We start from the raw sequence: 22,440 nt of genomic DNA, 5'->3' as shown, positions 1-22,440 counted from the left end.
TAGAGGCGCATCGCATGCATCGGAAGCGAGCGCGTGGAAGGGAGCGATTCGGGAAGTGCGGCTGGAGCATACTCTGCGGGAATCATGGCAAGGTTCACTCGCCTTTGACCACGAACTCTCGTTTTTGGCGTATTTGCGCGGTGTTCAATGACTCCGCTCACGTTTGCGAAGACATGCTTCACACGGCGGCGCATTCATGTTCGTATGCGAACAGCTTGCGTTCATCTGGCGCCGACGGATGCGTGCGAGGCTCGATCCGAATCGCATCGCACGCGTTGTTCGCGATGCATACCACCTGCATGCCTGCCTGATGGGGACCGCTCCACCACGCGAGGGATCTAGCGATGAGGAGCCGCGCCCGATGTCGACGCCGCGCGTCCAGGGATACGACGACACCACGGTGAATCTGCTGTGGACCGGCGGATGGGATTCGACCTACCGCCTGCTGCAATTGCTGCTGCGCCACCGCGTTCGCGTGGCGCCCTGGTACCTCGAGGATCCCACACGCCCGTCGACGCAGATCGAGATCGCGACGATGGCGCGCATCACCAGCGCGTTGCACCAGCGCTTCCCGCATACGCGCGAGCTGCTGCAGCCGCTGCGTCGGGCCGCGGTGACGGATATCGACGTGGACGACGACATCGCCGACGCGTTGCGAGAGATCCGCCGGACGATGTTCATCGGCAGCCAATACGCGTGGCTACCCGCGTTCTGCCGGCGCGAGTCGCTTGACGGCATGGAGCTGGGCGTGCACGTCGACGACAAGGTGCAGGCTGTATTGCGCGACTGCTCGGAAGAGTTCGATCACCCCGCGGGATTCCGCAGCATCCGCGTCGATCCGGCGCGTGCCGGCACGGCCGAGCGTGTGCTGTTCGGCCGCTTCACCTTCCCGCTGTTCCGGGTGGACAAGCGCGACATCGAGCGCGACGCGCTGGACGCGGGCTGGGGCGAGCTGATGGAGATGACGTGGTTCTGCCACAAGCCGGTGCGTGGACGCCCGTGCGGTTTCTGCCCGCCGTGCGTGTACACGATCGAGGAAGGGCTCGCGCGACGCGTGCCGCAATCGCGACGCATGCTGTCGTTCTTCTATCGCAGCGTCGCGTTGCCGCTGAAGACCTCACTGCGCCAGATGCGCGCATCGCGGCAGGGACGGAGGTCGTCGCCGGAGTCGCGGGCGCGCAACGGCTGATCGACGTGGCGTTTGCAGCCGGGTGAGCGAGGCGCACCGCGCCTCGGTGCAACTCAGTTGCGATAGTGATGAACGCGCCTCAGCGCGCTGCACCCTCAACATGCGTGCGTCTTGGGGACTCATCACGGCAACCCGGGTGCGCTTCGCTTACCCGGGCTACAAGAGCACTGGACGCGTGCCGATTACCAGATGCGCACGCGCTTTTCCGGCGGCAGGTACAGCGCGTCGCCCGGCTTGACGTCGAAGGCGCGGTACCACGGATCGAAGTTGCGCACCGGGCCGTTCGCGCGATACATGCCGGGCGAATGCGGGTTGGTCTTGATCAGGTTGAGCAGCGATTCGTCGCGGTACTTGCCCTTCCAGATCTGGCCGAACGCGAGGAAGAAGCGCTGGTCGCCGGTGAGACCGTCGATCTTCGGCGCCGGCTTGCCGTCCAGGCTCAGCTGGTAGGCGGTGTACGCCATCGAGATGCCGCCGAGGTCGCCGATGTTCTCGCCCATCGTCAGCGCGCCGTTGACGCACTGGCCGTCCAGCGGGCAATAGCTGTCGTACTGCGCGCCCAGCGCCTTGGTGCGTTCGTCGAAACGCGCGCGATCCGCATCGGTCCACCAGTTGCGCTGCACGCCGTCGGCGTCGGACTTGCTGCCCTGGTCGTCGAAGCCGTGGCCCATTTCGTGGCCGATCACCGCGCCGATGCCGCCGTAGTTCACGGCCGCGTCCGCGTTCACGTCGAAGAACGGGGGCTGCAGGATCGCCGCCGGGAACACGATCTCGTTGAAGGTCGAGTTGTAGTACGCGTTCACCGTCTGCGGCGTCATGCGCCATTCGTCGCGATCGGTCTTCTGGCCGACGCGGCGGTTTTCATCGCGGCGCTCGAAGCGGCGCATCTCGACGGCGTTGGCGACGAGGTCGCCCGGCACGATCGTCACGCTGGAGTAGTCGGTCCACTTCTCCGGATAGCCGATCTTCGGGCGGAACGTGGAGAGCTTGCGATAGGCCTCGGCCTTGGTCGACTCGCCCATCCAGTCCAGCTGCTGGATGTTCTGGCGCAGTGCGGCGCGCAGGTTTTCCACCAGCTTGTCCATGGCGGCCTTGGATTCGGGCTTGAAGTAGCGCGCGACATACAACTCGCCCACCGCGTCGCCGAGACCGCCGTCCTTCGCGCCGACGATCGCGACGGCGCGCTTCCAGTCGTCCTTCTGCGCCTTCTGTCCGGCGAGCACCTTGCCGTTGAATTCGAACGATGCGTTGTCGATCTCGCGGCTCAGCAGCTCGGCGTTGCCATCGACGGCGTGGAAGGCGAGGTAATCGCGCCACACCGGCAGCGGCGTGGCATCGACGACGTCGAGCACCGGCTGCACGGCGTCGGGCGTGACGACGTTGACGCGATCGGGCTGCGGCATCTCCTGCGCCTTCAGGTGCGCGGCGAAGTCGTAGGAGGGGAACTGCTTTTGCAGATCGGCGAACGTGGAGACGTTGTAGGTCTTGTCGCGGTCGCGACGCTTCGCGCGCTCCCATTGCGGCTTGGCCAGTGCGGTTTCGAGTTCCAGCACCTTCTGCGCGCGCGCCTGCGCATCCTTCGCACCGGTGAAGGCGAGCATGCGCGCGATGTGCGCGACGTAGGCTTCGCGGATCTTGACGAAGCGCGCGTCCGGGTTGGTGTAGTAGTCCTTGTCCGGCAGGCCGAGGCCGCCGACGTTGAGGCTCACCAGGTATGCATCGGGGTTCTTGCGATCCAGGTCGACGCCCAGTCGCACGGGCGAGGCGCTGGCGTCGAGGTCGGCGTTGGCGAAGGCGTTGATGAGCTCGCGCTTCGACCTGATCGCGCCGATGCGCCCCAGCACCGGCTGCAGCGGCGCGATGCCCTTCGCATCGCGCGCGTCGCGATCCATGTAGCTGGCGTAGAAGTCGCGCACCTTCTGGTCGTTGCTGCCGCTGGCGACGTCGCCCTTCGTGCGCAGCCCTTCGATCAGTTCGTGCACCTGCTCCTCGGAGCGGTCGCGCAGCGCGTTGAAGGAACCGAACGAGGTCTCGTAATCCTTGAGCTGGTAGCTCTTGAGCCACGCACCGCTGACGTAGCCGTTGAAGTCATCGCCGGGCTTGACCGACAGGTCGCGGGCGCTGAGGTCGACGCCGAAGGAACCGAGCTCGGGCTTGCCGGCCGGGTTGCCGGCGGCGAAGGAGGCGGTGGATGCCAGGCCGAGCGCGAGGGCGAGGCTCAGGGACGAGAACTTCATGGGTGGTTCCGGGTGCTGAGGAACCGTCGAGGCTAGCGGCGCGGCACGGGGCTGTCGCGTGACTTTGGTGGGGTTTCCGGGGTGCGAGTGCGATGCGCGCTGTGGGCGCCAGTTGCGGCAAAGCGTGCGTGCCCGGACGACGTCCTTTTTACTCCGTCATCCCGGCGAAGGCCGGGACCCAGGCGCGTTGCGCCGGCCGTTCGCATCGAACAGCTCTTCGGAAAACGGGTCAGCCTGGGTCCCGGCCTTCGCCGGGATGACGGTACGTTGCGCCGGCCGTTCGCATCGAGCTGCTCTTCGGAAAACGGGGCGGCCTGGGTCCCGGCTTTCGCCGGGATGACGCGTGCGTTGCGCCGGCCGTTCGCATCGAGTTGCTCCTCGGAAGACGGGTCGGCCTGGATCCCGGCCTTCGCCGGGATGACGCCTGTTTTTTGCGGGCCGGCAGCTGATTCCACCGGACGTCCCGCCCCTCGCCCCAACCCCCCTCCCGACGGGAGAGGGGAGAAACCCGGCGTGCTCGCCCAGGACGCTGACGTCAGCGATGGATTCACTTCGCCGCAGCCGAACTCCCGCCCGCCGCGCCCAGCTCGTACAGGTAATCCACGTACGACATCACCGCGCCGTCGAAGCCCTGCACCTTCGGATTGGTCGACTCGATCAGGTAGAACTCGTCCGGCGCGTGCGCGCCACCGCCGTGGCCCAGGCCGAAATGGCCGGCCGGCAGCGACAGCGGCGGCTGGGTGAACACGAAGCCGGGATACGAGCCGGCCAGGCGCGGCCACAGCAGCGGTTCGATGCCGTTGCGCTTGAGCACCGCGATCTGCGCCTGGATCAGCTTCGAATCGGCATCGGTCGTGGTCGGGTCGTAGCCGCCGCTCACGTTCACGGCGATGTCGCCGTAGCCGCGCTTTTGCAGATGCGACTTCAGCGCCGCGACCGCGCCGTCGCGCGTCATAGGCGGGACCAGTCGCATGTCGATCTTCGCCACGGCGCGGTACGGCAGGATGGTCTTGCCACCGGGGCCGGTGTAACCGCCGACGAGGCCTTCGATGTTGATCGTCGGCTGCGAGACCAGGCGTTCGTTGGCCTTCTCCCACGACAGGTCGTCGATCCAGTGCGGCACGCCGAGCGACTTGCGCGCGGTGGCTTCGTCGCGCGCGGCGACGGACGCGGCGATCTGCGCGCGTTCGGTCACGGTCAGCGGCGTCGGCTTGGGGAAGCCGTCCACCGTGATGGTGTTGCCGTCTTCCGATACCAGCGTGTCGAGCGCCTTCACCAGCCGCCATGCGGGGCTGTCGACCATCGCCTTGAGCGAGGAATGCACGTCCTTCGACGGGCCGCGGCCCCAGGCGTTGCCGTCGGCGACCAGTTCCAGTTCCACCACGCCCTTGGCGCCGAGGTTCACCGTCACCGCGCCATCGGGATCCTGCAGGCCCATCGGCATGAACACGCCGATGCTCTTCTTCAGCGCGGCCTGCACGTCGGGCCGCAGCACCAGCTTGCCGATGTTGGGCGAACCGATTTCCTCCTCGCCCTCGGCGACAAGCACCAGGTTCACCGGCAGCTTCTGCTTCGCGTCGCGGATCGCATGCAGCGCGGTGAGGAAGGCCATTTCCGGGCCTTTCTGGTTGGCCGCACCGCGGCCGACGATCGCCTTGCCGAGTCCGGGCTTGTCGACCAGTCGCGCTTCCAGCGGCGGCGACGACCACTCGGCCGGATCGAACTGCTTCACGTCGTACATGTAGTACACGCCGAGCGTGGTCGGCGCGCCGGCATCGAGCGTGGCGAACACGCCGGGCTTGCCGCCGGTGTCGACCACTTCGACCTTCTGGAAGCCGGCTTCGCGCGCAAGCTTCGCCATGTAATCGGCGCCCTGCTTCGCGTTGAGGTCTTCCGCGGCGATCGACGGCAGCGCGATCCAGTCCTGCAGCGCCTTCACCGCGGTGTCGTGCCGCCTGGTCACCTGCTCCTGGATCGCCGCGCGATCCGGCGCCTGTGCGTATGCCATGCCCCACGCCATCGCCGACAACGCGATGGCGGCCAAACCGATCGAGCGGACCTGCGCGGAACTCGCGAAAACCGATGCAGCCATACACCGTCTCCCCAGCCGTGGTGGTGTCGGGAGTCTAGCCGGGGATCGGCGCGCGTGTCGGGAGGGGGTGGCGCTTCACGCGAAGCTCATTGGCCGAAACGGTGGGCTGTTGCAGCGGTTGTGGCCCGGGCAAGGCCGAAGGCCGCACCCGGGTCTGCCGCTGCGCCACGCGATGCCCGGGTGCGCTTCGCTTACCCGGGCTACAAGAGCGCGACGTGAGGCAGCTACGCCCGGCGGCGCAACTTCCAGTCCGGCCGCACGAAGTGGCAGGTGTAGCCGGTCGGGTAATGCTGCAGGTAATCCTGGTGCTCCGGTTCGGCCTGCCAGAACGGACCGGCCGGCGACACCTCGGTCACCACCTTGCCCGGCCACAGGCCCGAGGCCTCGACGTCGGCGATGGTGTCTTCGGCCACGCGCTTCTGCTCGTCGCTGGTGTAGAAGATCGCCGAACGGTAGCTCGTGCCGATGTCGTTGCCCTGGCGGTTCTTCGTCGTCGGGTCGTGGATCTGGAAGAAGAACTCGAGGATCTCGCGATAGCTGAGCGTGTCGGGATCGAACACGATCTCGATGGCCTCGGCGTGCGTGCCGTGGTTGCGGTACGTCGCATTGGGCACGTCGCCGCCGCTGTAGCCCACGCGCGTGGACACCACGCCGGGCATCGCGCGGATCAGCTCCTGCATGCCCCAGAAGCAGCCGCCGGCAAGCAGTGCGGTTTCGGTACGGGCGCTCATGGTCGGTCCTCTGCCTCATCGTGGGACGGTTCGTCCGGTCCCTCCACGATGGGGGCGTGAAGACGCGCCCGCAAGCAAGGCCGCGCGCCGCCTGCAAGCTATCGGCGGGACGAATCGTCCTGCTCGGGCGCTTCGGGCGCGCTGTCCTGTGGCGGCGTGGTTTCCGGCGGAGGATTGGACGCGCCCGGCGCCGTGGAGTCGTTGCTGGACGCTTCCGGCGCCGGCGCGGTGGGCTGCTCGGACTGCACCGGTTCGGACGCATCGCCCGCCGTCGGCGGCGTGGTCGAGTTGCCGTCGGTTTCGCGGCGATCGCAACCGGGCATCGCCATCGCGACGCCCAGCAGGAACAGCAGGACATGCATGCGGCTCATCGTGCGCTTCATGAGGGGGCTCTCCGTGTTCGACGTATCTGCGTTCGATGGATCACGCTGCGATGGAAACGCATGCGAAGACACGAAGCCGTGAACATGCGCGAGCGTGAACCACGAGCGGCACGCGGTGATGGCGACGTGAGAGAAGCGTTGCGTGGACGCGACCGCGACGCGCGCGCTTCTAGTGTCGCCTATCGAACACGCGCATCCACGGAGCACACGATGAACAGGACGAAATTCGCGGGGACTCAATCGCTACTCTGCCTCGCACTGCTGAGCGCACTCGCCGCACCGGTATTCGCGCAGGACGAGAAGACCGAAACGCGACAGAACGAAGCGAACATCCTGCGTCCGTCGAAAGTGGACGCGACGCCCGAACGCATCGCGAGCCTGAAGGCCGCCGACGGCCTGGAAGTGAAACCCTTCGCCACGGGCCTGAAGAACGCGCGCATCCTCGTCGTCGCGCCCGATGGCACGGTGTACGTGAGTCGTCGCGAACAGGGCGATGTGCTCATGCTGCGCGATGCGAACGGCGACGGCATGGCCGATGGCGAACCGACCGTCGTCGCGACGCGCCCGAGCGTGCACGGCCTCGCCCTGCACGAGGGCAAGCTGTACATGGCGACGGTGAAGGAGATCTTCGTCGCGCCCATCAACGCCGATGGCACGCTCGGCGAAGAAACCATGCTCGTCGGCGACCTGCCCGACGGCGGCCAGCATCCCAATCGCACGCTCGCGTTCGGCCCCGACGGCATGCTGTACGTCAGTGTCGGTTCGACCTGCAACGCGTGCACCGAAACCAATCCGGAGAACGCGACGCTGCTTCGCATGTCGCCGGACGGCAAGATGCGCACGATCTTCGCCAGCGGCCTTCGCAACACGATTGGTTTTGGCTGGCATCCGCAGACCGGCGAGTTGTGGGGCGCCGATCACGGCATCGACCTGCTCGGCGACGAGCAGCAGCCCGAAGAGTTCAACCGGGTCGAAAAAGGCAACCAGTACGGCTGGCCGCATGTGTACGGCAAGGGCGAACTCAATCCGCAGAGCGCGCCGCCGCCGGGCGGGATCACGCGCGAGCAGTGGGCGGCGATCAGCACGCCGATGGCGCTGGGCTACACCGCGCACGCGGCGCCGATGCAGATGGCGTTCCACCCCGGCGGAGGCGCGGTGCCGCCGGATTACGCCAACGATGCCTTCATCGCCATGCGCGGTTCGTGGAATCGCGCGAAACCGTCGGGTTACGAGCTGGTGCGCGTGCACTTCGCGAACGGGAAGCCGCAGAAGATGGAGCCCGTCCTCACCGGCTTCCTCGTCGACGGCGGGCAGCATCAGTTCGGCCGACCGGTCGGCGTCGCCGTGGCGAAGGACGGCGCGTTGCTCGTCGGCGACGACGTCAACGGCGTGATCTACCGCCTCGCCAGTCGCGATGGAAGCGGCGCGGCGAAACCGCTGTCGCCGCCGCCGGGCCCGATGAAGACGCAGGCGAACCAGGGCGTGGGCGTGCCCATCGCCATGCAACGCAAGGAAACCGCGGCGAAGGGCGCGCTCACCGTCGAGGCACCGACGATTCCCGCCGACGGCCCGATTCCCGCCAAGCACAGCGAATACAAGGACGGCGTGTCGCCGGCGCTGTCGTGGACCTCGGTGCCGGGCGCGAAGTCGTACGCGATCATCATGGAAGACCCGGACGCCAAGCCGATCACCCCGTTCGTGCACTGGGTGGCCTGGAACATCCCCGGCGAGGTGACCTCGCTGCCGGAAGGCCTGCAGGAGCAGATGCGCCTCACCAAACCCGAAGGGATGATGCAGGGCAAGACCAGTCGCGGTTCGGTCGGCTACTACGGACCGCGCCCGCCGGTGGGCGATCCGCCGCACCACTACCACTTCCAGATCCTCGCGCTCGACACCGTGCTCGATCTGCCGCCGGGCGCCGATCGCGACCAGGTGCTCGCCGCCGCGAAGGGCCACGTCATCGCGAAGGGCGAACGCGTCGGCACGTACCAGCAGACGGTCGCGCCGTTGAAGTGAGCGTGAGGGATGGGGCGGGGAGCGAGCGGCGATATGCCGCTCGTTTCCGGTGCCTGATGTCTCTCGTCCTGTCTTCCGCTCACGGCGTGACGCCTCCATCCGGCTAAGCTGCGGCCATGACCACGCACCTGTTCGTCTACGGCAGCCTCGCGCCCGGGCGCGACAACGCGCACGTACTCGCGGACGTGCCCGGCCAGTGGCGGCCGGCGACCGTCGCCGGCACGCTGCACGCGCAAGGCTGGGGCGCGGCGCTCGGGTTTCCCGGCCTCGTGCTCGATCCGCATGGCGACGACGTGCGCGGGCTCGTGTTCACGTCCGACGAACTGCCCGCGCATTGGCCGCGTCTGGACGAGTTCGAGGGCGAGGGCTACCTGCGCGTGATGACGACCGCGCGGCTGGACGACGGCTCGCGCGTCCAGGCGCACGTGTACTGCCTCGCGCCCGATTCCGACGCGCCCTGACGGCGGCGACTTGATCCGCCCTGCGTCGCGCAGGCACCATGCGGCGCATCCGCGACGCGGGAGCCGCCCATGGCCTTGCCCGAAGACGAAATCCGCGAGCATCCCGGTGTCGACGACGCCGACGACGACCTCGACGGACGCTCGCACGCGCAGGGCCTGACGCAGCTGATCCGCCGCTCGCTCGGCGGCCTGGGCACGTTCGCGAAACGGCTGCTGCTCGGCATCGTGCTGCTGGTCGTGGCGCTCATCGCCATCCGCGCATACCTGTCCACGCAGGGGCCGCCGCTGCGTCCGTGGCAGACGATCGTCCCCGTCGAGCCCGACGCCGCCGACATCGCGAAGATGGACTGGCGCGCGTACACGCAGGCCGAAGCGGCGATGTTCGACGACGTGCATCGCAAGCTGCAGGCGAAGCTCGACGCGCACGACCGCACGCCGCTCAACCGCTATTTCGATGCGAGCCTGACCTCGCCGCTGCGCTTCGAGCGGGACTGGAACCGGTCGTTCGTGTTCGAACCGCGCGGTGAACCGCGCGGCGTCGCGGTGATGCTGCACGGCCTCACCGATTCGCCGTACAGCATGCGCAGCCTCGCGGAGCTGTACCGTGCGCGCGGGTTCCTGGTGCTCGTGCCGCGCCTGCCGGGCCACGGCACCGTGCCCGCGGGCCTCACGCGCGCCGGACGCGAGGAATGGAACGCCGTCGTCGACATGACGATGCGCGAAGCGCAGCGTCGCGCGGGGACGGAGCGTCCGATCCATCTCGTGGGTTATTCGAACGGCGCCGCGCTCGCGTTGCTGCACGAGATGCGCTGGATCGAGCGCGGCCAGCGCAGCGACGTCGACCGCATCGTGCTGCTGTCGCCGATGATCGAAGTGAACCGCTTCGCGCGTTACGCGGGGCTTGCGGGCGTGCCGGCGTTCTTCACCCGCTACGCGAAGTCCGCGTGGCTCGACCTGCTGCCGGAGTACAACCCGTTCAAGTACAACTCCTTCCCCGTGCGCGCGGCGCGCGAGTCGTACCTGGTCACGGCGGACCTGCAGCGCTCGCTCGACACCGTCTCGCGGCAGAACCGCCTCGCGCAGCTGCCGCCGGTCCTCGCGTTCCAGTCGGTCGTCGACGACACCGTTTCCGCGCGCGCGGTGATGGGCCGGCTGTTCGACGCGCTGCCCGACAACGGCAGCGAACTGGTGCTGTTCGACGTGAACCGCAGCCGCGTGATGGCGCCCATGCTGCGCGCCGCCGCGACGGACTGGGCGCGCGACGTGTTGCGTCGCCCGCGCACCTACACGCTGACCGTGCTGGGCGTGGCGTCGCAGGACGACGCGACGGTGCTCGCGCGTTCGCGCGCGGCGCATGCACCGGCGATCACGGCGCAGCCGATCGGCATGTCGTACCCGGGCGAGGTGTATTCGCTGTCGCACGTCGCCCTGCCCTTCGCCGACGACGACCCGCTGTACGGACTGCATCCGGCCGGCCAGGGCGGATTGCGCCTGGGCGCGGTCGCGGTGCGGGGCGAGCGCAACGCGCTGGTGGTCTCGCAGGACGCGCTGAGCCGGCTGGGAAGCAACCCGTTCCATGCGTATCTGCTGGCGCGGGTTGGGGAAGTGATCGGGGAGGAGCGTCGGTAGGTTGGGGGGGGCTGTGGCTAGAGTCGTCATCGAGGCGCGCACTGACTCCCGGCTCTTGTAGCCCGGGTAAGCGAAGCGCACCCGGGTTGGGAAGGTGATCGCGTCCCCGGGTGCGCTTCGCTTACCCGGGCTACAAACGCTCGGCGCCCTACCGTTGTTGTTGTCGTTGTTGTTGTTGTTGTTGTTGTCGTTGTTGCTGTTGCTGTTGCTGTTGCTGTTGTCGTTGTTGTTGTTGTCGTTGTTGTTGTTGTCGTTGTTGCTGTTGCTGTTGAACAGCCAATCAGGTTCCTAGCCCCAAAGGGCGTCGCACAGGACGTGCGGCGGTGAGCGCCGAGCCATGGATGGCGAGTCGCGAACGCGCCTTTTCGCCTTCTGGTCGTGGGATTGGTTTGTCGGGGAACTGCCCTTTCTTTTGGTTACTTTTTGACCGAAGGGAATCCAGTAGGACTTGGGCAAGCAAAGAAAAGTGACCCGAGCGCCGCAGGCGATCGGAAGCTTGGCTGGTGATTCTTTTTCTGATCTGAAGGGCTCGCGACGGAGCGTGAAAAGTCCCTGGATCGCCGCCTTCGCGGGGAGGACGATCAAGAGCTGAAGCCAAGCAGGCGAGAGCAGCAGCAAAGACGAAGGCAACAGCAAAATGGGTTCCAGCTTTCGCTGGAATGACGAGGGGGTTGTTTACCCGTGCGGGAATGCCCTGGCGTTACGGGCCTGGGTCCCGGCTTTCGCCGGGATGACGATCAAGCCAACAGCAAGTCCAACAACAACCCGCGACCACTGGAAGCAGCCCACCCCGGAATCAGCCGCCCTCACCCTCACCCAACTGCTGCACGATCGCCTCCACCACCTCGTCGCACGTGTACGGCTTGGGCACCATCGGCACGTCGCGGTAGCGCTCGGCCAGGCCCTCGGTGCCGTAGGCCGAGGTGAAGAAGAACGGCACGCCGCTTTCCTGCAGGCGTTCGCACAGCGGGTACACCTGCTCGCCGTGCAGGTTGATGTCGAGGATCGCGCAGTCGATGCGCTCGCGTTCCGGATCGGCGCAGGCGTCGGGACGAGACGTTCAGTATCCAGCAAGGGGTTTTAGCGGGGCAATCAGGCGGAGACGAGTTGCTGCAGCTGTTGCGCATGCACGGCGAGGTGGTCGGCCTCGGCGTCGGCACGATCGGCCTCGTCGAATGCCTCGCGCCGTCGATGCGCCGTGGCGACGATGCGCAGCAGGCGCTCGCGTTCCTGCAGCGCGCGCAGCGCGCTCCACAGCGTCTGGTCTGTGCGCGTGTTCTGCGCCTGGTCGAGCGAGCCGATCGTGTACGCGTGGCCCGTATGGCAGCGATAACGCGGCGGCTGCGCATCGCGCAGTTCCCACAGCACGCCATTGCATTCGGGACAGGTAAGCCGCGACGGCGAGCCGATCTGGTCGAGGGTGCTCATGGGGTCGTCTACCTCACCGGTGCTGATTGCGTGTTCCTCGATGAGCCGCGCGGGCACCGATGGCGCGCCGCGTACGGGCTGCGAGACCATGATCGTGAGCGCGTCGGCGATGTCCGACGCCGGCAGCACCGCATCCACGGCCACGTAGTTGCGCGCGTTGCGGGGCATGTCCGGCACTTCGGCGTCGAGCGGGTCCTGCACGATCGCCAGACCGCCGCAGGCCTTGATCGCCTGCAGCCCGGCGACGCCGTCGTCGAGCATTCCGCTGAGGATCACGCCGATGACGCGCGGCCCCTTCGCGATCGCCGCCGAGCGGAACAGCGGATCGATCGCCGGACGCGCGTAGTTTTCCTTCGGGTCCTTGGTCAGTCGCACCGCGCCGTCGGTGACGAGCAGATGGTGGTCGGGCGGCGCGACGTAGATGACTCCGGGCTCCAGCAACCGGCCCGATGTGGGGAACATCGCCGGCAACCGGCCCCGACGGTTGAGCAGCTCGGGGAGCGTGCTGGCCTGCGCGCCGATGTGTTGCACGATCAGCACCGAGGCCGGGAATCGCGGCGGAAGGTTCCCCACCAGGTCCAGCAGCGGCTTCACGGCGCCGGCCGATCCTCCGATGACGACGAGGTTGCGCTGCGCCGGTGGCGGCATCGGAGACATCCTCCCGTGGAACTGACGAGACTGGGTTACCGGCCGTGAGCCAGCGGTGTCGGGAGGGTGAGGAGGGCGTTGAGCCCGCTGACGGCGGGGTCGCAGCCGGACGTGCATTCGTCAGGCGCGTCGTCAGGCACGCGCGTCAGATGCGCGCCCAACCCGAATGCGCTAGATCGCGCACGCGGATCCACGGCGTGTGTCCGCCGGAGGCGCTGGCGTGCCACGCATCGACGAGCGTCGGTTGCAGTTCGTCCCAGCTCATCGCCGGATGATGGTCGCGCGCAACGCGCCCCAGCGCGATCGCGAAGACGCGCGACGGCGTGGACACCCGCCAGCTGCGGATCGCGATGCTGCGCGCCTGCCGCCATTCGCATCGCCCCGCAAGGCCGCTGGCGTACCAGCAGGCTTCCAGGCGGGGGTCTACGTCGCGCAGGCGCGAGCAGGGAAACGCCTTCCGGCCGTTACGGCCCAGCGCTTCAAGGAAGTAACGCTGCATCGTGGTGATGGCGGTGGCCATGAGCCGATCGTACGCATGCATTCACGCCTTCATGGACCTTCCATCGGACGGTTGCGGCCTCCATCGGCGAAGGTGCGTGACATCGCGCGCGTCACGCGGCTGCCATCGGATCGACACATGCGTTCGAAACGCCGCCGGGCGATCAGGTCATCGCGTGCCGTGCACTCCGCGCCGTCGCGGGAAGCACGCAGGCGCCGGCAGCGCGCGTCATGGTGAATTGCTTGTAATCGCACGGCGCCTGCCATGCGATCCGCACGCGATGTCTGCGCGTGCGCGCCACGCACATCGCGCGATGACTGCGCGATTCATTCCTGCGACTTGTCGCCCGGCTCGCCCGCACTACGCCATGCTTCGCGCACGCGTTCGGCGACCTGCGGCCAGTCGAGGCCGGTGGTCACGGCATACAGGTGCCACAGGCTTTCGGCGCGCGCCTGCACCGATTCCCACGTCGTGTTGCCGTGCACCTCGCGGATGCCCTGGCCTACCGACCGGATCAATATCTCGTAGGAAGCCAACGCGGCTTCGGAAGCGTCTTTGCTCATTGCAACACAGGTCCATGCGCGAGACAGCGGACCGCAAGGCCTCGCGAAAAAAGAACAGTGCACGCGCCCGAAACAGGCGCATGCATCGCATCGGATGTGAGCTCATCCCCGATCCCACTGCGTTTCACTTAAACACAGCAACCTGAACGATGCAAATCGCGAGGTGAGGATTCGTGCGCGATTCCAGTGTTTTTCGACGTGCGAGCACATCATCCGCCGTGCGCGCGCCTACCGTAATCGCGTCATGCGGAATGTTGCCGATCATGTCCTGTGCAATGACGCATGCGGCCGTAAAACGCGTGTTTCCTCGCGCGCCCCGCATTCATCGACGCTGACGCCGCGCTATCGACAAGCGCGCAAGGATGCGATGCACGTGCGATCGCACGCGCGACACCGTCGATGAAAGATCACGCGAAACCCGCGCGTTCGCGCAGCGCATCGCGATGACGACGACTGCACGGAAGCACCGTGCCATCGGCCAGGTGCACGCGTGCATCGCCGGTGTCGAGCGGTTCGATCGACGCGACCTGCCCGAGGTTCACCATGTAGCTTCGGTGGATGCGTGCGAAGCGCGACGGATCCAGGCGTTCCTCGATCGTCGCCATCGTGCAGCGCAACGGGTAGTCGTGGCCGCGCACGCGAAGGTTCACGTAGTTGCCGGCCGCCTGCAGCCATTCGACGTCGATCGCGGCGACGAGGAATTCGCGACCGAGCTTGCGCACGAGGAAGCGTTGGGGTCGTTCTACCGGCTCCACCGGCGGGCCTTCGTCGGGTTCGCCGAGCAGGCTCGCCTCGCCCTGCAGGCGCCGGCGGATGAAGCGATAGCCTTCGATCAGCACCACCATCGACGCGTAGCTGCGCCAGTCCTTGAGGTATTCGTAGAACAGCTGCTGCAGCCACGGGCCGAAGTCGTATTCCGTCCCGTAGGCGGCATAGACGACCTCGCGGATCGCCACCATGCCCAGCACGTGGACCACGCTGAACACGACGCTGGCCAGCGCGTGCAGCACCAGCGCGCGACGCCAATTGTCCCAATGCAGCGGCACCTTGCGGGTGAACCAGACCACCGCCGGGACCAGCGCCAGCATCACCACGCCGCTGGACCATTCCCAGGTGACCGGCTCCCACGGCTGGAACGCGAGCCCGTTGCGGCGGATGTCGATGAGCACGGTCGCGCTGTTGCTCACCGCGTTGATCACCGTGGTGACGACCCAGATGCCGATCTCGAACGTGCGACGCCACGCGTGCGAGGGGAACGGGACGGGCGACGGCGTCGGGGCGATGGGCGCGTTCATCCGGCGGGATTGTAGGGGCACGGGCGCGCGGCGCCGCCCCGATCCGTCCCTGCAGGCCCGCGATTCGTCCCAAAGCCCCGCCGGGTGGTCACTTCACGGTGGAAGCGCCGCGTCCGCGCGCCGAGGGTGGAGGCACATCCAATGCAGGAGCGCACCGCCGTGAGCCGCCGCTATTTCCTCGACTGGGTCCGGATCGGCGCCTTCGCGCTGCTGGTGCTCTACCACGTCGGCATGTATTACGTGACCTGGGGCTGGCACGTCAAAAGCCCGTTCGCGAGCCACGCGCTCGAGCCGTTCATGCTGATGACCTCGCCGTGGCGGTTGTCGCTGCTGTTCTTCATCTCCGGCGTGGCGACGGCGTTCCTATTTGGCAAGACGCCGCAGGGCTTCCTGCGCAAGCGCTCGTGGCGGCTGCTGGTGCCGCTGGTCTTCGGGATGCTGGTGATTGTCCCGCCACAGTCGTATTACGAGGTCGTCGAGCGGCTGCCCGGCGGCTACCACGACGGCTATCTCGCCTTCTGGTCGCGCGACCTGCTCAACGACCAGAACTTCTGCCGCGACGGCGAATGCCTCGACGTCCCGACCTGGAACCACCTGTGGTTCGTCGCCTACCTGTGGGTCTACACGGTGGTGCTGTGCCTGCTGCGATGGCTCGCGCCCAAGACCCTTTCGAACCTCGCCGAACGCGTCGCCGGCGTCTTCGGGCGCGGCATCGGCCTGCTGCTGTGGCCGGCGTTGTTCCTGATCGTGGTGCGCATGGCGATGGTCGGCCGTTTCGAATCCACGCATGCGCTGGTGGACGACTGGTACAACCACGCGCAATACCTGCCGCAGTTCCTGCTCGGCTTTGCGGTGGCGAAATCGCAGCCGGTGTGGGACCGCTTCGCCGCATTGCGCAAGCCTGCGGCCGTCGTCTCGCTCGTCGCGTATGCGTTCATCGCGTGCTATTTCACCGCGTACAACGGCGATGCGACGCCGCCGGACTGGCTGCGCGACGTGCAGCGCGTGGTGTGGGGCACGTTCCAGTGGTCGGCGATCGTGGCCATCATCGGGTTCGCCGCGCACTGGTCGCCGGGCGACAGCCGCGCGCGGCGCTATCTCACCGAAGCGGTGTTCCCCGTCTACATCCTCCACCAGACGATCATCGTCGTGCTCGCGCACAACCTGCAGTCGCTGGCCCTGCGGCCGGCCGTCGAGGGCCCGCTGCTGGTGGTGGCGACATTCGCGCTGGCGTTCGCCGGGTTCGAGCTCGTCCGCCGCATCGCGTGGATGCGCCCGCTGCTGGGGCTCGGGCCGCGCGAGCCGCGCCGCGAGACGAACGCCGTCGCGGACGCGGCCTGAGCGCATCGTCGTCACGCATGCACCGATAGGATCGGCCGCGCCACGGAAGGTGCGGAGGCGCCCGTGCAGCAACGGATCGTCATCGACGGAACCGCGATCGCGGTGCGCCTGGCCGGCGACATGAACCGGCCGGCGATCCTGCTGCTGCACGGCTTCCCGAGTTCGTCCGCATCGTTTCGCGAGGTCATCGAACCGCTCGCGACGCAGTGCTTCGTGATCGCGCCGGATCTTCCGGGTTTCGGTCATTCCGCGCCAATCGAGCCGCCGTCGTTCGCGCGCTTCGCCGACCTCGTCGAACGCCTGCTCGCGAAGCTCGACGTGGCGTCGTTCCATCTGTACCTGCACGATTTCGGCGCCGCCGTGGGCCTGCACCTGGCGACGCGCGCGCCGGACCGCGTCCGCAGCCTGATCGTGCAGAACGCGAACGCGCACGCCAGCGGCATGGGCCCGGCATGGGATGCGACGCGCGCGTACTGGGACGACCCGACGCCGCAGCGCGAAGCCGAGGCGACCGCGCACCTCACGCTGGAGGGCACGCGCGCGCAGTACGTCGGCGACGTGCCCGACGACATCGCCGCGCGCATCGATGCCACGCGCTGGGAAGAGGACTGGCGCGTGATGTCGCTGCCGGGGCGCATCGCGATGCAGCGCGCGCTCGTGTTCGACTACCGCCACCACGTGGCGCGATTCGACGAGATCGCCGCCTTCCTGCGGCGCCGCCAACCGCCCGCGCTGATGCTGTGGGGCCGGCACGACGCGTTCTTCGCGCTGGACGAAACGCTGTCGTGGATGCGCGACCTGCCGCGCATGGAGGCGCACGTCCTCGACGGCCCGCATTTCCTGCTCGAAACGCACGCCCCGCAGTGCGCCGCACGGATGCTCGACTTCGTGCGGCGCGTCGACGGACGACTCACGCCACGCGCGTGAAGTCGCTCACCCAGTTGGTTTCCCATGTCGCGCCGCCGTCGGCGGAACTCGCCTGTTCCCAGCGCGCGGAGGTCGGCGTGATGCGCGACCACAGCACGCGTGTTTTCACCTTGCGCTCGCCCACCGTGTCGTCGCCGACGAAGGTGCCGATGCCGTCGGCGAAGCGACCGCGCACCGGCTCGGCGATGGTGGACGGCTCGCGGCCATCGAGCCACCAGCTCGACCACTCGCCGCTGGCCTCGTCGAACGCGCGCAGTCCCACGCCGCGCACCGTGCCGGCCGGGAACTCCATGACGTTGTCGCCGACGTTGCCGCGACCGCCCAGCACCGGCCAGTTCACCAGCGTGCCGCCGAACTCGTCCCACTGGTCGCTGCCGACCAGGCGTTCGCGCAGGCGGCGATGACGCACCTTCCAGCGGCCGACGAGGAAATCCCAGTCCTTCGGCGCGTTGGCGAACTTCGGCAACGACGTGGGTTTCGCCGACGTGCGCGTGAAGTAGTTGCGCCAGTTGACCTCCCAGCTCGCGCCGTCGTCGGGCGAGAACGCCTGCTCCCACCACGGCCGCGCGCCGTGCACGTCGTTCCAGCGGAACCGCATGATGATCGGCCGACCCTTGTAGGTATCGCGACCGGTGAACACGGCGTTGTCGTGGTCGAAACCGCCGCGCACGGGCGGATCGATGCGCGTCGGGTTGCGGCCGTCGAGCCACCAGATCGCCCACGTGCCGGTGCGCGGATCGAACGCGCGCACGCTCAGGCCGCGATACGTGCCAGACGGGATATCGACGATGTTGTCGTCCACGTTCCCCAGGCCGCCCATCGTCTGCCAGAACACGCTCTTGCCGGGGAACTCCTCCCACTCGTCGCTGCCGGCGAGGCGGTCCTTCAGCCGCCGGTGCCACACGTCCCAGTTACCCACCAGCCATTGCCAGTCCCTCGCATGTGCCGGCGCGCCCGGCGACGGCGCGAAGGCGAACGCCGGCAAGGCCAGCGAGCACGTCGCCGCGCCCGCCACGCCGGCGAGGAACCGCCGCCGCGAAACGCGCGGCGCATGGAGGTCGAAGCCGGCGCGATCGCGGTCGCGCGTGAAGGTCGGTCCTGACATCGGGGCGCTCCTGTCCGGTGGATACGTGGGCCGATCATGGGGAGCGCCGGGCCACGTTGACCACTCGAAAACCGGCCCGCACACTCAGCCAGACTTATGGTCAGCGACCGCCGATTCCCTTCGCTCATCGCCATCCGGGCGTTCGAAGCCGCCGCCCGGCTGGGCAGTTTCGCGAAGGCCGCGCAGGAGCTGGACACCACGGCGGCGTCGGTCAGCTACCACGTGCGCCGGCTGGAGGAGCAGATCGGCGTCGCGCTGTTCCTGCGCCACGCCAACCACGTGATGCTGACGCGCTCGGGCGACATCGTCGCGCGCGAGGCCATCAACGCCTTCGCCGCGTTGCGCGCGAGTTTCGTGCAGGCGGCGCAGGTCGACGACACGCACCTGTCGCTCACGACCTTGCCATCGCTCGGCACGAGCTGGTTGACGCCAAAACTGGGGCGATTCCGCGCGAAGCATCCGGACATCGCGCTCGAACTGGACCTGTCGGCGATCGCCGAAGACCTCAGCGGCGGCCGCTACGATGCGGCGATCCGCAACGGCCACGGCCACTGGCCCGGCCTGCGCACGGTGGAACTGCTGCCGAGCCTGTTCATGCCGCTGTGCGCGCCATCGTTGCGCGCGGCCGTGGCGGAGCTGGGTCGCGATCCGCGAACGCCGCTGCCCGTCCCGCTGCTCGGTCGCCCCGACTGGTGGTCGCGCTGGTACCGCGCGCTCGGGTTCGATGCGGATATCCCGCCGGGCCGCTTCGGCACGCAGCTGTCGGCCGAATACCTCGACATCGCCGCGGCGATCGCCGGGCAAGGTGTCGCGATCGGTTCGCCCATCCTGTTCCGCAACGAGATCGATGCCGGTCGCCTCGTTCCCGCGCACGACATGGTGGTGAGCGACGGCCGCGCGTTCTGGTTCACCTACCCCGCCGCGCGGCACGAAAGCCGCAAGATCGCCAGCTTTCGCGAGTGGCTGTGCACCGAAGCGACGCGCGATTGCGATGCGGCGCGTGGGTTCATCCGGCGTGCGGTAGTGGTGGAGGGCTGATGGGGCGGCACGCCGCCGATCCTGCGTCAGCCGGATGCCGATCACGCCGGGGTGTTAGCTTATTGGGCTTCTCCCACCAGATGATGACCAGGCATGCCGAACCTCGGAACCGTGCTCAAGGCTGAAATTTCCCGACTCGCACGCAAGGAAGTCCGTGCGGAAGTTGAGACGCTACGGAAGGCCAGCGGCACCTATCGCCGGGAAATCGCCGAATTGAAGCGCCAGGTCGCGCAACTGGAACGCAGCCTCAGGCAGGCCGGCAAGGCGCGCCCCGCGGCGGCTTCGGTGGCGGCATCGAAGGACGAGGAATCGTCCTCGCGCCTGCGCTTCAGTGCGAAGGGGCTGCAGTCGCTGCGCACGAAGCTGGGCCTGTCGGCCGCGGACTTCGGCAGGCTCACCGGCGTGAGCGGCCAGTCGATCTACCACTGGGAACAGGGCAAGTCCCTGCCGCGCAAGTCGCAGCTGCCCAAGCTCGCCAGCGTGCGTGGCCTGGGCAAGAAGGAAGCCCGCGCACGCCTGGATTCGATGGGCTGATACGCGGCGCCCTGCGCCCGGTCAGATCGCCACCGCCGCGCCGCTGACGCGCACGCCGTCGCGAAGGTCCTGCGGGACGGCGACGTCGAGGCGGCTCGGGCGGCCGATTTCGACGCCCTGGTGGATCACGAACCCACGCGTCGGTGGCAACGCGTCGCGTGAGGCGAGGTAGGCGCCGAGTGCCGCCGCGGCGGCGCCGGTCGCGGGGTCCTCGACCACGCCGCCGGGCGGGAACGGATTGCGCGCGTGGAAGGTCGCCTCATCCTCGCGATACACGAGGTTCACCGTCGTCCAGCCGCGCGCGTCCATGAGCGCGGCGAGCGCGTCGTAGTCGTAATCCAGCCGCGCGAGCCGATCGCGCGTGGCCACGGCGATCACCGGATGCCACGCGCCCGCGTACGCAAGCGCCGGCGGCAACGCGGCATCGAGTTCGTCCTCGCGCCAATGCAACGCGGCGAGCACCGCGCGCAGGTCGTCGTCGGCGAGCGCCGTCACGCGCGGCTCCACACTTGTCAGCGTCGCGCGTTGCCCGTTATCTACGTCGACGCGAACCAGGCCGGCAGGCGTGTGCAGGCGTCGCTCGCCGGCGCCGTGGCGCTGCGCATGTGCGATGACGGCGGCGACGGTGGCATGCCCGCAGAAGGAGACTTCGGCGCGCGGGCTGAAGTAGCGCACATCGAACGCGCCGTCCTCGCGCGGCGAGAAGAACGCGGTTTCCGAATAGCCTATGTCGGCGGCGATCTCCTGCATCCGCGCATCGGTGAGCCCGCGCGCATCGAGGACGACGCCGGCGGGGTTGCCGCCGGCCGGATCGGTGGTGAATGCGGTGTAGCGAAGGAGTTCGGTCATGGCGCGCGTCCGGTGCAGGTCGAGATGCCTTAGGTAGCACCGGGTCCGTCGTGCAACAAGGCGCGCTGGACAACGCAGCGTCCCGTCGCGACGACCTCCTTCACCTGCATGCCACACTCCGTGCATGCGCACACCGCCTCCCGACATCGACGGACTCGCCGCCAGCACGCTGCAGCTGCCGCCCGGCGCGTGGGCGACCGTGCTCGATTGCCTGTGCGACCGGTTCCCCTCGGTGTCGCGCGCGCAATGGCTGGACCGAATGGCGCGCGGGCGCGTCGTGGATGCGTCCGGGAACCGGCTCTCGGCCGACACGCCGCATCGCGTCGGGCTCGAGGTGCACTACTACCGCGAAGTCCCCGACGAGCCGGTCATCCCGTTCGAGGAAGTCGTCCTGCATGTCGACGACGATCTGCTGGTGGCGGACAAGCCGCATTTCCTGCCGGTCGCGCCGGTGGGCGCACACGTCCACGAAACGCTGCTGGGCCGGCTGGTCCGTCGCACCGGGAGCACCGCGCTGGTGCCGCTGCACCGCATCGATCGCGAAACCGCCGGGCTCGTGCTGTTCTCCACCAACCCGGCCACGCGCGCGCATTACCAGGCGCTGTTTCGCGAGCGGCGCATCGAAAAGCGCTACGAGGCGATCGCGCCGGCGTTGCCCGATGTCGCGTTTCCCTGCCTCCGCGCGAGCCGCATCGTCGCGGGCGAGCCGTTCTTCCGCATGCAGGAAGCCGACGGGCCGGCGAACAGCGAAACGCGCATCGAGGTCCTTGCGCGCGACGAGGCACGCTGGCGTTACGCGCTGTGGCCCGTCACCGGCCGCAAGCACCAGCTGCGCGTGCACATGGCGGCACTGGGCGCGCCGATCGCGAACGACCCGATGTATCCATCGTTGTCGTATCGAGCTGCCGGCGATTACACCGCGCCGTTGCAACTGCTCGCCAGCGAGCTTGGTTTCGCCGATCCGCTCACCGGTGCGCAGCGCCGCTTCCGCAGCGGCCTTTCGCTGGACGGTTGATCGCGTCAGTCCTCCGAGCCGATGCCGTCCGGCAGCCGCACCCACGCATGCTTGCGGCTTCCGTATACCGACACGAACGGCGCCGGGAACGTCGGGTCGGCGAACACGCCCACCGGGATCGCGACGAAACCCGGGGCGGCGTCCATGCGATAGAACACCGTCGCGCCGCAGTCGGGACAGAAGTGGAACCGCGCCGTGGTGCCGTCGTCGCCGGTGCGCGCGAACTGCGTGCTGCGGCCCGCGATGGTGACGGCGTCCTCGGGAAACCGCGCCTGCACGCCGAATACGCTGCCGGTGCGCTTCTGGCATTCCAGGCAATGGCAGATCGAGATGCGGCCGGGCTCGCCGCGCGCGATGGCGGTGAGCTGGCCGCAGTTGCAGGACGCGGTGCGTTCGGTCATGGCGGAACTCCCGCGGCCCCGCGGCCGCGTCGCGCGCAATGTACCAACCAGCGGTGAAA

Annotated in this window: 21 protein-coding genes; 9 read left to right on the top strand and 12 right to left on the bottom strand. The window is 68.1% G+C overall.

Annotated features, from left to right (window positions below; genetic code table 11):
- Positions 1 to 361 precede the first annotated feature (361 nt).
- A complete protein-coding gene (locus LA521A_RS02025) occupies positions 362 to 1,189 on the top strand; it encodes an adenine nucleotide alpha hydrolase family protein (protein ID WP_281780726.1) in 828 nt (275 codons plus the stop codon).
- 182 nt (positions 1,190 to 1,371) lie between these two features.
- On the opposite strand, the gene LA521A_RS02020 is transcribed toward LA521A_RS02025, so the two are convergent.
- The 4 genes from LA521A_RS02020 to LA521A_RS02005 form a co-directional block, all read right to left on the bottom strand.
- Positions 1,372 to 3,426: a M13 family metallopeptidase gene (locus LA521A_RS02020; protein ID WP_281780725.1), complete on the bottom strand. Its 2,055-nt coding sequence runs from the start codon at positions 3,424 to 3,426 to the stop codon at positions 1,372 to 1,374.
- A 547-nt stretch (positions 3,427 to 3,973) separates the two neighbouring features.
- Positions 3,974 to 5,518 carry a M20/M25/M40 family metallo-hydrolase gene (locus tag LA521A_RS02015; protein ID WP_281780724.1) on the bottom strand — a complete coding sequence of 515 codons (1,545 nt, stop codon included), beginning with the start codon at positions 5,516 to 5,518 and terminating at the stop codon, positions 3,974 to 3,976.
- Positions 5,519 to 5,742: 224 nt separating this feature from the next.
- Positions 5,743 to 6,249: a peptide-methionine (S)-S-oxide reductase MsrA gene (msrA, locus tag LA521A_RS02010; RefSeq protein ID WP_281780723.1), complete on the bottom strand. Its 507-nt coding sequence runs from the start codon at positions 6,247 to 6,249 to the stop codon at positions 5,743 to 5,745.
- Positions 6,250 to 6,347: 98 nt separating this feature from the next.
- Positions 6,348 to 6,632, bottom strand: a complete 285-nt coding sequence (locus LA521A_RS02005) for a hypothetical protein (RefSeq protein WP_281780722.1) — start codon at positions 6,630 to 6,632, stop codon at positions 6,348 to 6,350.
- A gap of 210 nt (positions 6,633 to 6,842) precedes the next feature.
- Between LA521A_RS02005 and LA521A_RS02000 the strand changes: the two genes are divergently transcribed.
- The 3 genes from LA521A_RS02000 to LA521A_RS01990 all read left to right on the top strand — a co-directional run bounded on the left by LA521A_RS02000 (position 6,843) and on the right by LA521A_RS01990 (position 10,738).
- Entirely contained in the window at positions 6,843 to 8,648 is a 1,806-nt protein-coding gene (locus tag LA521A_RS02000) for a YbhB/YbcL family Raf kinase inhibitor-like protein (protein ID WP_281780721.1), read from the top strand.
- A 116-nt stretch (positions 8,649 to 8,764) separates the two neighbouring features.
- On the top strand, positions 8,765 to 9,109 hold the full coding sequence (locus tag LA521A_RS01995) for a gamma-glutamylcyclotransferase family protein (protein WP_281780720.1): 345 nt from the start codon (positions 8,765 to 8,767) through the stop codon (positions 9,107 to 9,109).
- 69 nt (positions 9,110 to 9,178) lie between these two features.
- A complete protein-coding gene (locus LA521A_RS01990) occupies positions 9,179 to 10,738 on the top strand; it encodes an alpha/beta hydrolase (RefSeq protein WP_281780719.1) in 1,560 nt (519 codons plus the stop codon).
- Positions 10,739 to 11,534: 796 nt separating this feature from the next.
- Here LA521A_RS01990 and LA521A_RS01985 read toward each other — a convergent pair.
- From LA521A_RS01985 to LA521A_RS01965, 5 genes are all read right to left on the bottom strand, one after another.
- The gene (locus LA521A_RS01985; RefSeq protein ID WP_281780718.1) at positions 11,535 to 11,714 is read right to left on the bottom strand and encodes a response regulator; all 180 of its coding nucleotides are present in this window, start codon (positions 11,712 to 11,714) and stop codon (positions 11,535 to 11,537) included.
- Between the two features lie 116 nt (positions 11,715 to 11,830).
- The gene (locus LA521A_RS01980) at positions 11,831 to 12,814 is read right to left on the bottom strand and encodes a chemotaxis protein CheB (RefSeq protein ID WP_281780717.1); all 984 of its coding nucleotides are present in this window, start codon (positions 12,812 to 12,814) and stop codon (positions 11,831 to 11,833) included.
- 145 nt (positions 12,815 to 12,959) lie between these two features.
- Complete coding sequence (locus LA521A_RS01975; protein ID WP_281780716.1) at positions 12,960 to 13,334, bottom strand: hypothetical protein; 375 nt, start codon at positions 13,332 to 13,334, stop codon at positions 12,960 to 12,962.
- 305 nt (positions 13,335 to 13,639) lie between these two features.
- Positions 13,640 to 13,876, bottom strand: coding sequence for a hypothetical protein (locus LA521A_RS01970; protein WP_281780715.1), 237 nt, complete (start codon positions 13,874 to 13,876; stop codon positions 13,640 to 13,642).
- A 407-nt stretch (positions 13,877 to 14,283) separates the two neighbouring features.
- On the bottom strand, positions 14,284 to 15,171 hold the full coding sequence (locus tag LA521A_RS01965) for a LytTR family DNA-binding domain-containing protein (RefSeq protein ID WP_281780714.1): 888 nt from the start codon (positions 15,169 to 15,171) through the stop codon (positions 14,284 to 14,286).
- A 141-nt stretch (positions 15,172 to 15,312) separates the two neighbouring features.
- On the opposite strand from LA521A_RS01965, the gene LA521A_RS01960 reads away from it, so the two are divergent.
- A complete protein-coding gene (locus LA521A_RS01960) occupies positions 15,313 to 16,512 on the top strand; it encodes an acyltransferase family protein (RefSeq protein ID WP_281780713.1) in 1,200 nt (399 codons plus the stop codon).
- Positions 16,513 to 16,575: 63 nt separating this feature from the next.
- Positions 16,576 to 17,439 carry an alpha/beta fold hydrolase gene (locus LA521A_RS01955; protein ID WP_281780712.1) on the top strand — a complete coding sequence of 288 codons (864 nt, stop codon included), beginning with the start codon at positions 16,576 to 16,578 and terminating at the stop codon, positions 17,437 to 17,439.
- Here LA521A_RS01955 and LA521A_RS01950 read toward each other — a convergent pair.
- Entirely contained in the window at positions 17,423 to 18,544 is a 1,122-nt protein-coding gene (locus tag LA521A_RS01950; RefSeq protein WP_281780711.1) for a hypothetical protein, read from the bottom strand. The two genes, LA521A_RS01955 and LA521A_RS01950, sit on opposite strands and share 17 nt — an antisense overlap.
- Before the next feature lie 96 nt (positions 18,545 to 18,640).
- On the opposite strand from LA521A_RS01950, the gene LA521A_RS01945 reads away from it, so the two are divergent.
- Entirely contained in the window at positions 18,641 to 19,582 is a 942-nt protein-coding gene (locus LA521A_RS01945) for a LysR substrate-binding domain-containing protein (RefSeq protein ID WP_281780710.1), read from the top strand.
- A 93-nt stretch (positions 19,583 to 19,675) separates the two neighbouring features.
- Complete coding sequence (locus tag LA521A_RS01940) at positions 19,676 to 20,116, top strand: helix-turn-helix domain-containing protein (protein WP_281780709.1); 441 nt, start codon at positions 19,676 to 19,678, stop codon at positions 20,114 to 20,116.
- Positions 20,117 to 20,137: 21 nt separating this feature from the next.
- Here LA521A_RS01940 and LA521A_RS01935 read toward each other — a convergent pair whose 3' ends face one another.
- On the bottom strand, positions 20,138 to 20,965 hold the full coding sequence (locus LA521A_RS01935) for a PhzF family protein (RefSeq protein ID WP_281780708.1): 828 nt from the start codon (positions 20,963 to 20,965) through the stop codon (positions 20,138 to 20,140).
- A gap of 124 nt (positions 20,966 to 21,089) precedes the next feature.
- Here LA521A_RS01935 and LA521A_RS01930 point away from each other — a divergent pair, with 124 nt between their 5' ends.
- A complete protein-coding gene (locus LA521A_RS01930) occupies positions 21,090 to 21,980 on the top strand; it encodes a pseudouridine synthase (RefSeq protein ID WP_281780707.1) in 891 nt (296 codons plus the stop codon).
- A gap of 5 nt (positions 21,981 to 21,985) precedes the next feature.
- Here LA521A_RS01930 and LA521A_RS01925 read toward each other — a convergent pair whose 3' ends face one another.
- A complete protein-coding gene (locus tag LA521A_RS01925) occupies positions 21,986 to 22,381 on the bottom strand; it encodes a GFA family protein (protein ID WP_281780706.1) in 396 nt (131 codons plus the stop codon).
- Positions 22,382 to 22,440 lie beyond the last annotated feature (59 nt).

Source organism: Lysobacter auxotrophicus (assembly GCF_027924565.1).
Classification (GTDB): Bacteria; Pseudomonadota; Gammaproteobacteria; order Xanthomonadales; family Xanthomonadaceae; genus Lysobacter_J; species Lysobacter_J auxotrophicus.
This window is presented reverse-complemented; position numbering and strand designations above follow the sequence as displayed.

Bases quoted from the DNA above. Each gene is read 5' to 3' on its own strand.
- LA521A_RS02005 (WP_281780722.1), bottom strand. From the start codon at position 6,632: ATGAAGCGCACGATGAGCCGCATGCATGTCCTGCTGTTCCTGCTGGGC.
- LA521A_RS01930 (WP_281780707.1), top strand. From the start codon at position 21,090: ATGCGCACACCGCCTCCCGACATCGACGGACTCGCCGCCAGCACGCTG.
- LA521A_RS01975 (WP_281780716.1), bottom strand. From the start codon at position 13,334: ATGGCCACCGCCATCACCACGATGCAGCGTTACTTCCTTGAAGCGCTG.
- LA521A_RS01945 (WP_281780710.1), top strand. From the start codon at position 18,641: ATGGTCAGCGACCGCCGATTCCCTTCGCTCATCGCCATCCGGGCGTTC.
- LA521A_RS01940 (WP_281780709.1), top strand. From the start codon at position 19,676: ATGCCGAACCTCGGAACCGTGCTCAAGGCTGAAATTTCCCGACTCGCA.
- LA521A_RS01970 (WP_281780715.1), bottom strand. From the start codon at position 13,876: ATGAGCAAAGACGCTTCCGAAGCCGCGTTGGCTTCCTACGAGATATTG.
- LA521A_RS02020 (WP_281780725.1), bottom strand. From the start codon at position 3,426: ATGAAGTTCTCGTCCCTGAGCCTCGCCCTCGCGCTCGGCCTGGCATCC.
- LA521A_RS02015 (WP_281780724.1), bottom strand. From the start codon at position 5,518: ATGGCTGCATCGGTTTTCGCGAGTTCCGCGCAGGTCCGCTCGATCGGT.
- LA521A_RS01990 (WP_281780719.1), top strand. From the start codon at position 9,179: ATGGCCTTGCCCGAAGACGAAATCCGCGAGCATCCCGGTGTCGACGAC.
- msrA (WP_281780723.1), bottom strand. From the start codon at position 6,249: ATGAGCGCCCGTACCGAAACCGCACTGCTTGCCGGCGGCTGCTTCTGG.
- LA521A_RS01925 (WP_281780706.1), bottom strand. From the start codon at position 22,381: ATGACCGAACGCACCGCGTCCTGCAACTGCGGCCAGCTCACCGCCATC.
- LA521A_RS02025 (WP_281780726.1), top strand. From the start codon at position 362: ATGTCGACGCCGCGCGTCCAGGGATACGACGACACCACGGTGAATCTG.
- LA521A_RS01960 (WP_281780713.1), top strand. From the start codon at position 15,313: ATGCAGGAGCGCACCGCCGTGAGCCGCCGCTATTTCCTCGACTGGGTC.
- LA521A_RS01965 (WP_281780714.1), bottom strand. From the start codon at position 15,171: ATGAACGCGCCCATCGCCCCGACGCCGTCGCCCGTCCCGTTCCCCTCG.
- LA521A_RS02000 (WP_281780721.1), top strand. From the start codon at position 6,843: ATGAACAGGACGAAATTCGCGGGGACTCAATCGCTACTCTGCCTCGCA.
- LA521A_RS01980 (WP_281780717.1), bottom strand. From the start codon at position 12,814: ATGCCGCCACCGGCGCAGCGCAACCTCGTCGTCATCGGAGGATCGGCC.
- LA521A_RS01950 (WP_281780711.1), bottom strand. From the start codon at position 18,544: ATGTCAGGACCGACCTTCACGCGCGACCGCGATCGCGCCGGCTTCGAC.
- LA521A_RS01935 (WP_281780708.1), bottom strand. From the start codon at position 20,965: ATGACCGAACTCCTTCGCTACACCGCATTCACCACCGATCCGGCCGGC.
- LA521A_RS01995 (WP_281780720.1), top strand. From the start codon at position 8,765: ATGACCACGCACCTGTTCGTCTACGGCAGCCTCGCGCCCGGGCGCGAC.